This window comes from Bacteroides sp. MSB163 (assembly GCF_036416795.1).
GTDB classification, from domain to species: Bacteria; Bacteroidota; Bacteroidia; order Bacteroidales; family Bacteroidaceae; genus Bacteroides; species Bacteroides maternus.
The window spans coordinates 440,473-456,034 of sequence record NZ_CP143867.1 but is presented as its reverse complement, the minus strand read 5'-3'; the positions used below and the strand labels follow the sequence as shown (position 1 = coordinate 456,034).

General features: G+C 43.5%; 10 protein-coding genes, 2 tRNA genes and 3 rRNA genes. 14 read left to right on the top strand and 1 reads right to left on the bottom strand.

Annotated features, from left to right (window positions below):
• Positions 1-365 precede the first annotated feature (365 nt).
• Positions 366-509, bottom strand: coding sequence for a hypothetical protein (locus VYM24_RS01610; RefSeq protein ID WP_330941300.1), 144 nt, complete (start codon positions 507-509; stop codon positions 366-368).
• Between the two features lie 13 nt (positions 510-522).
• On the opposite strand from VYM24_RS01610, the gene VYM24_RS01605 reads away from it, so the two are divergent.
• The 14 genes from VYM24_RS01605 (at position 523) to VYM24_RS01540 (ending at position 15,439) form a co-directional block, all read left to right on the top strand.
• Complete coding sequence (locus VYM24_RS01605; protein WP_330941299.1) at positions 523-738, top strand: hypothetical protein; 216 nt, start codon at positions 523-525, stop codon at positions 736-738.
• A 1,057-nt stretch (positions 739-1,795) separates the two neighbouring features.
• A 16S ribosomal RNA gene (locus VYM24_RS01600) occupies positions 1,796-3,318 on the top strand.
• Between the two features lie 156 nt (positions 3,319-3,474).
• A tRNA-Ile gene (locus VYM24_RS01595) sits at positions 3,475-3,548 on the top strand.
• Between the two features lie 82 nt (positions 3,549-3,630).
• Positions 3,631-3,704: transfer RNA gene (locus VYM24_RS01590), tRNA-Ala, on the top strand.
• Between the two features lie 100 nt (positions 3,705-3,804).
• Positions 3,805-6,687 (top strand): 23S ribosomal RNA (locus tag VYM24_RS01585).
• A gap of 69 nt (positions 6,688-6,756) precedes the next feature.
• Positions 6,757-6,866, top strand: a 5S ribosomal RNA gene (gene rrf / locus VYM24_RS01580).
• The 16S, 23S and 5S rRNA genes sit together here with 2 tRNA genes alongside, the layout of an rRNA operon.
• A gap of 113 nt (positions 6,867-6,979) precedes the next feature.
• Entirely contained in the window at positions 6,980-8,128 is a 1,149-nt protein-coding gene (locus VYM24_RS01575) for a sensor histidine kinase (protein WP_291553347.1), read from the top strand.
• A gap of 74 nt (positions 8,129-8,202) precedes the next feature.
• The gene (locus tag VYM24_RS01570) at positions 8,203-8,787 is read left to right on the top strand and encodes a YceD family protein (protein WP_291553343.1); all 585 of its coding nucleotides are present in this window, start codon (positions 8,203-8,205) and stop codon (positions 8,785-8,787) included.
• A gap of 12 nt (positions 8,788-8,799) precedes the next feature.
• Positions 8,800-8,985, top strand: coding sequence for a 50S ribosomal protein L32 (rpmF, locus tag VYM24_RS01565; RefSeq protein ID WP_002562387.1), 186 nt, complete (start codon positions 8,800-8,802; stop codon positions 8,983-8,985).
• A gap of 111 nt (positions 8,986-9,096) precedes the next feature.
• On the top strand, positions 9,097-10,101 hold the full coding sequence (locus VYM24_RS01560; protein WP_007210034.1) for a beta-ketoacyl-ACP synthase III: 1,005 nt from the start codon (positions 9,097-9,099) through the stop codon (positions 10,099-10,101).
• Positions 10,102-10,181: 80 nt separating this feature from the next.
• Positions 10,182-11,063 carry a GTPase Era gene (gene era / locus VYM24_RS01555; protein ID WP_291553345.1) on the top strand — a complete coding sequence of 294 codons (882 nt, stop codon included), beginning with the start codon at positions 10,182-10,184 and terminating at the stop codon, positions 11,061-11,063.
• A 46-nt stretch (positions 11,064-11,109) separates the two neighbouring features.
• A complete protein-coding gene (gene der / locus VYM24_RS01550) occupies positions 11,110-12,423 on the top strand; it encodes a ribosome biogenesis GTPase Der (protein ID WP_330941298.1) in 1,314 nt (437 codons plus the stop codon).
• Positions 12,424-12,576: 153 nt separating this feature from the next.
• A complete protein-coding gene (locus tag VYM24_RS01545) occupies positions 12,577-14,778 on the top strand; it encodes an ATP-binding protein (protein WP_330941297.1) in 2,202 nt (733 codons plus the stop codon).
• A 7-nt stretch (positions 14,779-14,785) separates the two neighbouring features.
• Positions 14,786-15,439, top strand: a complete 654-nt coding sequence (locus tag VYM24_RS01540) for a response regulator transcription factor (RefSeq protein WP_330941296.1) — start codon at positions 14,786-14,788, stop codon at positions 15,437-15,439.
• The last annotated feature ends 123 nt before the right edge of the window (positions 15,440-15,562 follow it).

Below are 15,562 nucleotides of genomic sequence, written 5' to 3'. Positions count from 1 at the left end.
GCTTTTCTTTGATACACCCTCCATTCCATAGGTATTCGAGTTCGATACACACATTCTTTCTTCATTTTCTAAGGTTATATACGCAGTGAAATCTTCTTTTTGCCACTCATCCGGTAAAGAAAATTTGCAATGGCTATCCTTTCTCATTTCTTTTCGATTTCCGTTTTGTCGTGTTCATCTGGATAGTATGGAGTCAACCAGTAATTTAGTAGACGTATTCTATCTGTCATGCAGAGGTATCTGCATACTAATGGGAATAGTAGTGGGACATCGGGATGAATCTAAATGATTTCTGCTTCTGTACTTCCTGTGAATTCCATAGCATCAGCCTTTCATCAAAGTATAATCCGCAGGTAGCCGAAAAGTTATTCAGCAATGCGCTGACAACCTGACACAACGATGTGCATATAAGTACCGCCTTCCATCTGGCCGAACTGTGCGGTATAAAAGATCAAGCCGAAATTCCATCCGACGTTGGTACACTTGGTACAGCCCTTCTTTCGTCTCACACACGCGCGTAAGGTGGACGCTCAAGAGGAAAATGTGGCAAATGACAGTAATCCGCTGTCATGGGCGGAGCTTTCACGCTTCGCCTCACCGAGGAGCAGAAGAAGGAATTCAAGCCCTATGGGATCTCGCCATTACCTCCGCTTCCATTTGGCTGAAGCACTTGCGAAATACGGTCTGTTGGAAAGCGCAGATGGAAATGGAACTTATACAAAGTCGGATAAGCGGTGAGGAATGATCGGTGGTGGTGGCTGAGTGGTGGGGATTCACACCTTAATTATACGCGCACGTGTGTGTGAGGAAAAGGAGCCGGTGAACCTCTGTACCAAGTGTACCAACTTCATCATTACAAAACCATACCTCAACTCCGCAAAAATGAATCTCAACTTTACCTCGCTAAACCTCAGCTCTAGGTTCTCAAACCTTAGCTTTATACCTCCAATCCTCAGCTTTAAGGTTCTCCCTGTGCTTTTTCCCGCCTCTGTTCACGCGCACATTTCGCGCACGTATATATAATAATGTATCCTCTTCCCCTTCTTTCATCCTTTCTTTCAGAATTATGTTCTACAACATCCTTATCAATCAGCCATTTACGAAATTGTTTCAGAAATATGGTGAAAAAGTGATAGATATATTTGGATTGAATCGTAATATGCCCTACTTTTGCATCCGCTTTCCAAGAGACGGTAAGCCTTGCAATTGACATTCTGACAGAAACGGCGTAGGAACTCCACCGTTTTTCTTTTCTTTGGGCTTAATTCCAACCAAGAATACAGCATTTTAAAAGAAAAAAGAAAAAAAACTTCCGGAAACATTTGGAAGATATGTGATAAAGTTCTTACCTTTGCGCCCGCTTTCCAAACGAAGGCAATCGATAATTGACTTGCTGATTAGGAAACCGGTGTTGCTAAGAACTCCTTTCTCTTTCCTCTTTTATCTCCCTTTCGCAAAGAGAGACGACGAGAAAAAGAAAAAAGAAAAAAAACTTCTGAAATTATTTGGAAGATATGCTTAAAAGTTCTTACCTTTGCATCCGCTTTCTGAAAAGAAAAGCAGTTTTGAAAAGAAGCGATCTTTGAAGAATTTACATAAACAATACAAGTAGTACAAGAGCAGAATGCTACAATGGTTAGTAATGAATAATTAATAACCAAGCGTACATTCTGGGTATAAAAAAAAGAACCGTCAAGTAACTTATATATATAGGTAATTTGAAGACTTTTAATAAACCGAGCGTCCTGAACAGAGCAAAATCACTAGTATTCTTACTAGTAATAACAATACTTTTACAATGAAGAGTTTGATCCTGGCTCAGGATGAACGCTAGCTACAGGCTTAACACATGCAAGTCGAGGGGCAGCATGGTCTAGCAATAGACTGATGGCGACCGGCGCACGGGTGAGTAACACGTATCCAACCTACCGGTTATTCTGGGATAGCCTTTCGAAAGAAAGATTAATACCGGATAGTATAACGAGAAGGCATCTTCTTGTTATTAAAGAATTTCGATAACCGATGGGGATGCGTTCCATTAGTTTGTTGGCGGGGTAACGGCCCACCAAGACATCGATGGATAGGGGTTCTGAGAGGAAGGTCCCCCACATTGGAACTGAGACACGGTCCAAACTCCTACGGGAGGCAGCAGTGAGGAATATTGGTCAATGGACGAGAGTCTGAACCAGCCAAGTAGCGTGAAGGATGACTGCCCTATGGGTTGTAAACTTCTTTTATATGGGAATAAAGTGCAGTATGTATACTGTTTTGTATGTACCATACGAATAAGGATCGGCTAACTCCGTGCCAGCAGCCGCGGTAATACGGAGGATCCGAGCGTTATCCGGATTTATTGGGTTTAAAGGGAGCGTAGGCGGAAGCTTAAGTCAGTTGTGAAAGTTTGCGGCTCAACCGTAAAATTGCAGTTGATACTGGGTTTCTTGAGTGCAGTAGAGGTAGGCGGAATTCGTGGTGTAGCGGTGAAATGCTTAGATATCACGAAGAACTCCGATTGCGAAGGCAGCTTACTGGACTGTAACTGACGCTGATGCTCGAAAGTGTGGGTATCAAACAGGATTAGATACCCTGGTAGTCCACACAGTAAACGATGAATACTCGCTGTTTGCGATATAATGCAAGCGGCCAAGCGAAAGCATTAAGTATTCCACCTGGGGAGTACGCCGGCAACGGTGAAACTCAAAGGAATTGACGGGGGCCCGCACAAGCGGAGGAACATGTGGTTTAATTCGATGATACGCGAGGAACCTTACCCGGGCTTAAATTGCAACTGACGGATTTGGAAACAGATCTTCCTTCGGGCAGTTGTGAAGGTGCTGCATGGTTGTCGTCAGCTCGTGCCGTGAGGTGTCGGCTTAAGTGCCATAACGAGCGCAACCCTTATCTTTAGTTACTAACAGGTCATGCTGAGGACTCTAGAGAGACTGCCGTCGTAAGATGTGAGGAAGGTGGGGATGACGTCAAATCAGCACGGCCCTTACGTCCGGGGCTACACACGTGTTACAATGGGGGGTACAGAAGGCAGCTACACAGCGATGTGATGCTAATCCCAAAAGCCTCTCTCAGTTCGGATTGGAGTCTGCAACCCGACTCCATGAAGCTGGATTCGCTAGTAATCGCGCATCAGCCACGGCGCGGTGAATACGTTCCCGGGCCTTGTACACACCGCCCGTCAAGCCATGAAAGCCGGGGGTACCTGAAGTCCGTAACCGTAAGGAGCGGCCTAGGGTAAAACTGGTAATTGGGGCTAAGTCGTAACAAGGTAGCCGTACCGGAAGGTGCGGCTGGAACACCTCCTTTCTGGAGCGGCGCTCAAATTCAATTAAACGATTGAAACAAATATTAGAGGTTGGTTCTTTTGTGATACTTCCATTAGAACCTCTTGGACTACGCGTAGTTGTTTATATAATATAAGAGAAAGAAGAAGCCGAGCCGCAAGGCGAGGGTTTGACTGACAGTCCTATAGCTCAGTTGGTTAGAGCGCTACACTGATAATGTAGAGGTCGGCAGTTCAACTCTGCCTGGGACTACTCTTTAAGTAATTACAAATTATGAATAAAAATTACTCCGTTCGGACTTGTAGTTGTTATTTAGTAATTCGTAATTAAAAGGGGGGGATTAGCTCAGCTGGCTAGAGCACCTGCTTTGCACGCAGGGGGTCAACGGTTCGAATCCGTTATTCTCCACTCTACCTTTTCTAGGTAATCGATCTTTGACATGATGTACAAAAAAAAGTAAAGTTATAACAAGCTGAAAGTATATATCGAGCCATACGGCTAGGTAAGACTAAAAGTAAGTAAGGGCGCATGGCGGATGCCTTGGCTCTCGGAGGCGATGAAGGACGTGATAAGCTGCGATAAGCCGCGGGTAGGTGCAAATAACCTTTGATCCGCGGATTTCCGAATGGGACAACCCAATATCTTGAAGAGATATTATCCATCTAATGATGGAGGCGAACGCAGGGAACTGAAACATCTTAGTACCTGTAGGAATAGAAAATAAATAATGATTCCCCTAGTAGTGGCGAGCGAACGGGGAACAGCCCAAACCATATGTGTTACGGCATGTATGGGGTTGTAGGACCACGTCGTGGGACGACAGTTAGTGAGTAGAATGATCTGGAAAGTTCAGTCATAGACGGTGATAACCCGGTATACTAAGCTAACTTAACCCTAGTGGTATCCTGAGTAGCGCGGGACACGAGGAATCTTGCGTGAATCTGCCGGGACCATCCGGTAAGGCTAAATACTCCCGAGAGACCGATAGCGAACCAGTACTGTGAAGGAAAGGTGAAAAGCACTTCGAACAGAAGAGTGAAATAGTCCCTGAAACCATGCGCCTACAAGCGGTCGGAGCAGCTTTTAGCTGTGACGGCGTGCCTTTTGCATAATGAACCTACGAGTTACTTTTTCCGGCAAGGTTAAGGATCTTGAGATCTGCAGCCGAAGCGAAAGCGAGTCTTAATAGGGCGGATAGTCGGAAGGAGTAGACGCGAAACCAAGTGATCTACCCTTGGCCAGGTTGAAGGACAGGTAACACTGTCTGGAGGACCGAACCGATAAGCGTTGAAAAGCTTCCGGATGAGCTGAGGGTGGGGGTGAAAGGCTAATCAAACTTGGAGATAGCTCGTACTCCCCGAAATGCATTTAGGTGCAGCCTTGATTTATACTAATATGAGGTAGAGCGACTGATAAGATGCGAGGGCTTCGCCGCCTATCAAGTCTTGACAAACTCCGAATGCGTATTAGTTCTATATCAGGAGTGAGGGCATGGGTGCTAAGGTCCATGTCCTAAAGGAGAACAATCCGGACCATCAGCTAAGGTCCCGAAATAATTGCTAAGTTGATCTAACGAAGTCAGATTGCTAAGACAGCTAGGATGTTGGCTTGGAAGCAGCCATTCATTTAAAGAGTGCGTAACAGCTCACTAGTCGAGGAGTTTGGCGTGGATAATAATCGGGCATAAGCAATTTACCGAAGCTATGGGATGTTTATACATCGGTAGGGGAGCATTCCACTCCGCGTTGAAGGTGAAGCGTGAGCTTTGCTGGAGCGTGTGGAAAAGCAAATGTAGGTATAAGTAACGATAAAGGGGGTGAGAAACCCCCTCGCCGAAAGACTAAGGTTTCCTGATCAACGCTAATCGGATCAGGGTTAGTCGGGTCCTAAGGCTCAGCCGAACGGTGAGGCCGATGGCAGAACAGGTTAATATTCCTGTACTACCTTAAGGAGTGACGTGGAGACGGAGGCGTGACAGTGCCGCGGACTGACGGAATAGTCCGTTGAAGGGTGTAGATGTTGATCGGGGTAGGCAAATCCGCTCCGAGAGTCGAACCTGATAGTATGGAGCGTTCTTCGGAACAATCCAATAGCGCATGTAAACATACTCCCAAGAAAATCCGCTAAACTTAATCTTTAAGGTACCCGTACCGCAAACGGACACACGTAGTCGGGTTGAATATACTAAGGCGCTTGAGTGATTCACGGTTAAGGAACTAGGCAAATTGACCCTGTAACTTCGGGATAAAGGGTCCCCGCTGCGAGGCGGGGCGCAGAGAATCGGTCCAGGCAACTGTTTAACAAAAACACAGGGCTGTGCCAAATTGAAAGATGAAGTATACAGCCTGACACCTGCCCGGTGCTGGAAGGTTAAGAGGAGATGTCATCGCAAGAGAAGCATTGAATTGAAGCCCCAGTAAACGGCGGCCGTAACTATAACGGTCCTAAGGTAGCGAAATTCCTTGTCGGGTAAGTTCCGACCTGCACGAATGGTGTAATGATCTGGACACTGTCTCAACCGTGAGCTCAGTGAAATTGTAGTATCGGTGAAGATGCCGATTACCCGCGATGGGACGAAAAGACCCCGTGAACCTTTACTATAGCTTAACATTGAATTTGGGTAATTGATGTGTAGGATAGGCCGGAGGCTTTGAAACAGGTACGCCAGTATTTGTGGAGCCGCTGTTGAAATACGGCCCTTTGGTTATTTGAGTTCTAACTCGCGCTGCGAGGACACTGTTTGGTGGGTAGTTTGACTGGGGTGGTCGCCTCCAAAAACGTAACGGAGGCTTCTAAAGGTGCCCTCACGACGATTGGTAACCGTCGGCAGAGTGTAATGGCATAAGGGCGCTTGACTGGGAGACTCACAAGTCGATCAGGTAGGAAACTAGAGCATAGTGATCCGGTGTTTCTGTATGGAAAGGACATCGCTCAAAGGATAAAAGGTACTCCGGGGATAACAGGCTGATCCCTCCCAAGAGCTCATATCGACGGAGGGGTTTGGCACCTCGATGTCGGCTCGTCACATCCTGGGGCTGGAGAAGGTCCCAAGGGTTGGGCTGTTCGCCCATTAAAGTGGCACGCGAGCTGGGTTCAGAACGTCGTGAGACAGTTCGGTCTCTATCTATCGTGGGCGTATGAAATTTGCGTGGCTCTGACACTAGTACGAGAGGACCGTGTTGGACTGACCTCTGGTTTACCAGTTGTGCCGCCAGGTGCATTGCTGGGTATCTAAGTCGGGATTGGATAAGTGCTGAAAGCATCTAAGTACGAAGCCAGCCACAAGATTAGATTTCTTAGGGTCGTTGAAGACTACAACGTTGATAGGATGCAGGTGTACAGGTGGTAACATCATAGCCGAGCATTACTAATTGCCCGTTGACTTTTGGTCCTTGCCTTGTATGGCGGATATATACGTTCAGTTTTCTAACTTTGCTTTTTACATCGTGTCTAACTTATTTCAGGTGACTATAGCATCAGGGTTCCACCTCTTCCCATTCCGAACAGAGAAGTTAAGCCTGGTCACGCCGATGGTACTGCGTCAAGTGGGAGAGTAGGTAGTCGCCGTTTTTGAAGGAAAGCCTCCATATCGAAATGATATGGAGGCTTTTTGTGTTTATAGGTATAATATTTCTTTGGCATTTACGTTTATATACCGTAAGTTTACATCTTATTTATATATAATGCGCTTTATAAAGGAAATCCATCCGATAAAATTCTGGTTGGTATTAGCTGCCATGGTGATAGCTGTTGCCTCTCTTTATGTCTCACATTCTCTGATAAGCGATTTATCTGCTGAAGAACGAGTACGTATGGAAGTGTGGGCGGAAGCAATGAAGAATTTGCAAACTGCAGATGGAAATACGGATTTGACTATGGTCTTGAAAGTTCTGAATGCCAATCATACTATTCCGGTAATCGTGGTTGATCAGAATGAGGATGTACAGACATATAGGAATATAAAACTGTCTTCGGCTGATACAATAGCCTCCTTAAAGAGAAAACTGAGTGATTTTAACCGTGAAAGTAACTGTATTCGCATAGATCTTAATGGCGATGGCGATTATCTGAGTGTATATTATGGACCTTCCCTTATGCTTACCCGGTTGGCTGTTTATCCTTATGTTCAATTAACGGTAGTACTTATTTTTGTTCTTATTGCTATCTTTGCTTTGTTGAGTTCTAAAAAGGCGGAACAGAATAAAGTATGGGTTGGGTTATCCAAGGAAACTGCCCATCAACTGGGAACTCCGATCTCTTCACTAATGGCATGGACGGAATTACTGAAGACACAATATCCACAGGATGATTTGATTCCTGCTATGGCGGAAGATGTGGAGCGTTTACAGATGATTGCTAATCGTTTCTCTAAAATCGGTTCTATCCCTGAGCTGGAGGATGCTGATTTAAAAGCTCTGTTGGAACGGGTGACGGATTATATAGCCCATCGTACTTCAGACAAAGTGAAAATCAGTACCCATGTACCCGATTCACTTTCCCCCGTGCGGCTGAATGTTGCTCTGTTTGAATGGGTGATAGAAAATCTTTGTAAGAATGCTGTTGATGCAATGGGTGGAGTAGGAGTATTGGTTATTTCGGTGCAGGAAACGTCAAGATATTGGTGTGTTGATGTGGCAGATACGGGGAAAGGAATTGACAAACGATATTTTGAAACGGTCTTTGCTCCTGGATATACCACTAAGAAAAGGGGATGGGGATTGGGCCTTTCATTAGCACGAAGGATTGTGGTTGAGTATCATTCTGGATCCATTTTTGTGAAGCAATCGGAGATCAATAAGGGGACGATATTCAGAATAGAGCTTAAAAAATGAATATTTCGTTGCTAATTTCTACATTATGAGGATAATTATTTGTATCTTTGTCGCCCGAATAAATAAAAGAAGCTTTGGGAAAGTTTGATAAATACAAAATTGATTTGAAAGGCATGCAGGCAGACTCTTGTAAGTATGAGTTTGTACTGGATAACCTTTTCTTTGCTAACATTGATGGACCAGAAGTACAAAAGGGTAAGGTTAATGTTACGCTGGTTGTAAAGAAAACATCTCGTGCTTTCGAATTGAACTTCCAGACGGATGGAATGGTATGGGTACCGTGTGACCGCTGCCTGGATGATATGGAACAACCGGTAAGCTCTACAGATAAGCTGATGGTGAAGTTCGGTCATGAGTATGCTGAAGAAGGTGATAACCTCATTGTGATTCCCGAAGAAGAAGGAGAGATCAATGTGGCATGGTTTATGTATGAGTTTATTGCATTGGCTATTCCGATGAAGCATGTACATGCTCCCGGAAAGTGTAACAAGGCAGTGAGCAGTAAGTTGCATAAGCATTTGCGGACGAAAGCGGACGAAGATGATGCGGAAGATGAAATCTTTATTGAAGGTGAAGATGCAATGCCGGGAGGTGATGTAGAGGAAACTCAGATTGATCCGCGCTGGAACGAATTAAAGAAAATATTAGATAACAATTAAAGATTAAAAAAAATGGCACATCCTAAGAGAAGACAGTCTAAAACAAGAACTGCAAAGAGAAGAACTCATGATAAGGCAGTAGCTCCTACATTGGCAATTTGCCCGAACTGTGGTGAATGGCATGTATATCACACTGTATGTGGTGCTTGCGGATATTACAGAGGCAAGCTTGCTATTGAGAAAGAAGCTGCTGTTTAATTTGCAGCCTGATAAAGAATATACTTGAATGCCGGATGTCTAAAAAGATTTGTAAGCACAAACCTTTTTAGACTACCGTTGTTTAGGTATTCATTAACTTAAGCAGGATTAATGGAAAAAATAAATGCAGTAATTACAGGAGTCGGCGGATATGTACCCGATTATATCTTGACGAATGAAGAGATATCAAGAATGGTGGATACCAATGATGAATGGATTATGACCCGTATCGGAGTAAAGGAAAGACATATCTTGAATGAAGAAGGGTTGGGAACTTCGTACATGGCTCGTAAAGCCGCAAAGCAGTTGATGCAGCGTACAGGTTCTAATCCTGATGATATTGATCTGGTGATTGTCGCTACTACTACTCCTGATTATCATTTCCCTTCTACAGCTTCTATCCTATGTGATAAGCTTGGATTAAAACATGCTTTTGCTTTTGACTTACAGGCTGCTTGTAGTGGTTTCTTGTACTTGTTGGAAACGGGAGCTAATTTTATCCGTTCGGGGAGATATAAGAAAATTATTTTAGTGGGTGGTGACAAAATGTCGTCTATGGTGGATTATACCGAACGTGCTACTTGCCCGATCTTTGGTGACGGGGCAGCTGCGGTTATGATGGAACCGACTACTGAGGATGTTGGTGTCATGGACGCTATTTTAAGAACAGACGGTAAAGGGTTACCTTTCTTGCATATGAAGGCCGGTGGTTCTGTATGTCCTCCTTCTTATTTCACAGTGGATAATCACATGCACTTTCTTTATCAGGAAGGTCGTACAGTATTTAAGTATGCCGTATCCAATATGTCGGACGCTTGTGTGGCTATTGCGGAAAGAAATAATCTCACTAAGGATAATATCGACTGGATTATTCCTCATCAGGCGAACTTGCGCATCATTGATGCAGTAGCTCACCGCTTGGAAGTTCCTCGCGAAAAGGTAATGATTAATATAGAACGTTATGGTAATACAAGTGCCGGTACGCTTCCGCTTTGCCTGTGGGATTTCGAGGATAAACTTAAAAAAGGCGATAACTTGATCTTTACGGCATTCGGTGCAGGATTTACTTGGGGAGCCGTTTATGTGAAGTGGGGATATGATGGAAAAAAACAGTAACAACGTTACGTTAATAAATAAGAAAAAACGCATCCTATTTTCGATGCGTTTTTTTGTCTCAACTAAAATAGAGGAATGTGATGCATAAAGCTGGTTTTGTAAACATCGTGGGAAATCCGAATGTAGGTAAGTCTACGCTGATGAACGCCTTAGTGGGTGAGCGGATTTCGATTGCTACTTTTAAGGCGCAGACAACTCGCCACCGCATTATGGGTATCTATAATACGGACGATATGCAGATTGTATTCTCGGATACTCCGGGCGTGCTGAAGCCACAGTATAAGTTGCAGGAGTCTATGCTGAATTTTTCTACCTCGGCATTGGCGGACGCGGATGTTTTGCTATATGTGACGGATGTGGTTGAGACGCCTGATAAGCATAATGAGTTTATAGAAAAGGTGGCACGTATGGAAATACCTGTCCTGCTGCTTATCAATAAGATCGATTTGTCGAATCAGGAGAAATTGGTGGAGCTGGTGGAAGCATGGAAAGCATTGTTGCCTAATGCAGAAATTATTCCGATTTCCGCAACTACGAAATTCAATGTGGAATATGTGATGAAGCGGGTGAAGGAATTATTGCCGGATTCGCCGCCTTATTTCGACAAGGATCAATGGACGGATAAACCGGCGCGTTTCTTTGTGAATGAGATTATCCGCGAGAAAATTCTATTATATTATGACAAAGAGATACCCTATTCGGTAGAGGTAGTGGTGGAACAATTTAAGGAGGATGCGAAGAAGATACATATCAATGCTGTGATTTATGTAGAGCGTGATTCGCAGAAAGGAATTATTATCGGTAAGCAGGGCAAGGCACTGAAAAAAGTGGCTACTGAGGCGCGCCGTGATTTGGAAAGGTTCTTCGGAAAGACTATTTTCTTGGAGACATTTGTGAAAGTGGATAAGGATTGGCGTAGTTCGGACAAAGAGTTGCGCAATTTTGGTTATCAACTGGATTAGAATATTCATACGACTGGGATAGTCGCAAAAACAATGAGAGTGAACTATGGGAAATTTAGTTGCAATCGTAGGACGCCCCAATGTGGGAAAGTCTACTTTATTTAACCGCTTGACTAAAACACGTCAGGCGATTGTGAACGAAGAAGCAGGAACAACACGCGACCGCCAGTATGGTAAATCGGAATGGCTGGGGAAGGAGTTCTCCGTGGTAGATACCGGTGGATGGGTGGTGAACTCTGACGATATTTTCGAAGAAGAGATACGCAAACAAGTATTGATGGCTGTGGATGAAGCAGACGTAATATTGTTTGTGGTAGATGTAATGAATGGAGTAACTGACCTTGATATGCAGGTGGCTGCTATTCTGCGCCGTACTCAAAAGCCGGTATTGTTGATTGCCAATAAGACCGATAACGGAGAACTGCAATACAATGCTCCCGAATTTTATAAGCTGGGATTGGGTGATCCTTACTGTATCTCGGCTATGACGGGTAGTGGAACGGGTGATATGATGGACTTGATTGTTGGTACATTCAAGAAAGAAGCTGACGAAATACTGGATGAAGATATTCCCCGCTTTGCAGTGGTGGGACGTCCGAATGCAGGTAAGTCTTCTATTGTGAATGCTTTTATAGGTGAAGATCGTAATATTGTGACGGAGATTGCCGGTACAACACGTGATTCTATCTATACACGTTACAATAAATTTGGTTTTGATTTTTATCTGGTAGATACTGCTGGTATCCGTAAGAAGAGCAAGGTGAATGAAGATTTGGAGTATTATTCCGTAATCCGTTCTATCCGTTCTATTGAGAACGCTGATGTGTGTATCCTTATGTTGGATGCTACCCGTGGTATTGAGAGTCAAGACTTGAATATATTCTCACTGATACAGAAAAATGCCAAAGGTTTGGTAGTGGTAGTAAATAAATGGGATTTAGTACAGGACAAAACTGTGAAGGTAATGAAGACTTTCGAAGATACTATCCGTAGTCGTTTTGCTCCGTTTGTTGATTTCCCTATTATCTTCGGTTCGGCATTGACCAAACAACGCATTCTGAAGGTATTGGAAGAAGCGCGTATAGTGTATGATAATCGTATGACGCGTATTCCTACTGCCCGGTTGAATGAAGAAATGCTTCCTTTGATTGAGGCGTATCCACCTCCTGCAACCAAAGGCAAGTATATCAAGATTAAGTATATTACGCAGTTGCCTAATACGCAGGTACCTTCTTTTGTGTATTTCGCTAACTTGCCGCAGTATGTAAAGGAACCCTATAAACGTTTCCTGGAAAATAAGATGCGTGAGAAGTGGAGTTTGACCGGAACTCCGATAAACATCTATATCCGTCAGAAGTAGGATTGTCAGGGCTTTAAGATATTGAAATGAAACCGCTTGATTTAGTTATAAATCGGGCGGTTTTTTGTGTTTTATCAGTGAAATGCAAACAAAAAATAGGTTAGTATGAATATAATATTTATTTTTGCTTAGGTAACAGAAAAAAAGGATTAGATGAAACGCTACGGGTGGTTATTGGGATGTTGCTTGTTCCTGTCCATAGGTATGCTATGGGCTGCGGATGAGTCGGATTTACGTGTACTTCAACAAAAGGCTGCCCAAAGCAGAGATATGGAGGGCTATGTCGGAGTTTGTAAATATCTCTACCAAACGGAAGAAAATCCTGAATTACTTCTTTTATATGCAGATTCTATTCATCAGTTGGCTACGAAAAGCAAGAAGCCGGAACAACTCGTAGAATATTATATTTGGGCAAGTGAGGGACACTTCATCAAGGGAGATTTCCAGCGGGGATATGCCTTAAAGCGGAGAGCTATTGCTCTGGCTGAAAAAGCGGGGTTGAAATTTGCAATAAGCCAGTCTTGTTGTGATATGGGGTATTATTATAATGTGGATGCTCGTTATGATTCCGCACGTTACTATTTTCGTAAAGGGTTGGAAGCCGGAGAGGATTTATCGGAGGCAGGAGAGGCATGCCGTACCATGTTGACAAATTATGCCAGCTCGTTTCTTTTTGAAGGGAAGACGGATTCTGCTCTAGTTTATACTATCCGTGCCAGCGAGCGTTCTGCTGCTGATAAAGATACAGTCATGTTAATTGAAAATTTGAATCAGTTAGGTACTATCTATCGTCGGAAAAAGGATTTAGAGAATTGCATTGCCAACTTTGAACAGGCACTCCATTTATGTGAGTTACGTGGAAATCATAATGCAGTTGCTTTTATATATGGAAATATAGCAACGGCTTATTGTGATTGGAATCGTCCGGGAGATGCGATTCCTTTTTCTGAGAAAGCCGTGGAATATGCTTTGAAGACAGGTAATAAACGAAGGATAGGTACATGTTATGTCAATTTGGGAGCTATTCAGACCCGATTGGTGCAAATGCGTGCGGAGGGAATTGTTACATTATTGAAAGCCATACCTATTTTGGAAGAAGTGAATGACAGACGACTATTGTGCGATGCTTATAATTATTTGGTGAATGCCTATCGGATGGATGGAAATCTGAACCAGGCAATGCGTTATTTGCAAAAGCTTGATAAGCTGGCACATGAAATGCAAACTGATACGGAACGGTTCCGATATTATCAGGCGAAGGCGGGTTTATTGCAAGAGAGTAAAAATTATGCGGAAGCCATTGTTTATTATCGGAGAATAATCGATATGCTCCGTAGTGGCTACAAGGATACCCGTGATTATGAACATTATAAGCGGTTGGCAGATTGCTATCTGGCTACGAACAACTCATCTCAGGCCTATGAGTATCTGACCCAAGCCTATGCGCTGCGTGATTCAGCCTTTCATACTGAACAGACCGAACAGCTATCTGAGTATTCAGTAAAATATCAGACGAAAGAGAAAGAACTGGAGATCGTTACTTTGAGGCGGGAACAGTTGGAGCAGGAGACGTATATGTTGCGTCACCGTATCATTGTAGGATCAGTAATTTCACTGTTGGGAATTCTATTATTAGGTTCTCTCTATGCACGTCAACGCCAAAGGGCAAGGATCGCTGTGTTGGCTAATGCCGCTAATGAAAAAGAACGTGAGTTTCTGGAACTTCAGAAAGAGACTGAGCAGCGCTTGACACGAAAATACATTGATGGTTTGGAGAGTGAGCGTGAACGTATGGCGACTGAATTACACGATGATGTGTGTAACAGTTTGCTTGCGCTTGAAATGAATATTCGTACTATTTCCGGTGAGGAAAGTTCGGATTTGAGTGAACAGTTGGGACTATTGAGCAATACGCGCGAGAGGTTGAGAACTCTTTCGCATGAGTTGATGCCACCCGCTTTCCAGTATGCTACGCTCGACGAGATGTTGGGAGACTATGTGCTGCATTTGGCATTACCGGAGGATATATATGCGGAGTATCACTCTACAGAAAATGTCGACTGGAACATAATTCCTAAAGCTGTTGGATTTGAATGTTATCGTATTGTTCAGGAAGCGGTGAGCAATGCAGTGAAATATGCCAGCTCTGCCCGTATACAGGTGAAGTTAGCACTGGAAAACAAGAACCTTTCCATACTTGTTACAGACGACGGAAAAGGGTTTGATATGAGCAAGAAAACCAAAGGTATTGGCTTGCATACCATCTGGCAACGGGCTGAAACGATTGGTGCTAAAGTTGAACTGACTTCTGCTCCGGGTGAAGGAACCCGGCTGAGAGTAAATGTAATAATCTAATCGAGCAATGGAAAAGAATGTGAAAGCGGAATTATTGGTAGTGGATGACCATAGCCTGATTTTAGAAGGTATTTGCAAAATTGTGAATAAGATGCCGGAAGTAATAGTAGCAGATGCAGTGACTTCTGGAAAGCAGGCTATAAAGTTGATTGAAGAGCGTGATTATGATGTATATATTCTGGATATCAGTATTCCCGATATTTCAGGTTTTGAATTGATTGCCAAAATTCGTGAGTTGAATGACCAGGCAAGGATTGTTGTAAATACGATGCATGAGGAGATATGGATGGTGAACCGATTAGTGCAATGCGGAGTAAATGCGGTTATTCTGAAATCTTCAGCTCATGCAGAACTGGTGGTAGCTATTCGCAGTGTGCTGAGGGGAGAGAGCTATACTTGTCCTCGTTTTGCTTCTATATTGCAAAAGTTAAATTCTTCATCATCAGGTTTACAACCCAAAGATGCTCCGACACGGCGCGAACGCGATGTTCTGGAAGCTGTAGCCAAAGGAATGAATACGCATGAGATTGCTGTGCTATTAAAAATTTCAGAAAATACTGTAGAAACATTTCGCAAGAGGCTTATTAGTAAATTTGGGGCGAAAAATGCAATAGATATGGTAGTCAAGGCTGTTTCACAAGGATGGATAAAGCTGGATTGATTTATAGAAAATTCAATAAGTAACGGTTTTCCGTGATTTTTTATTGATATATTTTGGTTATCTTTGTTGCGTAATTGAAATTGTTCTTCATGTTTTCTCATGAAGATATAGGGACAATCAAAG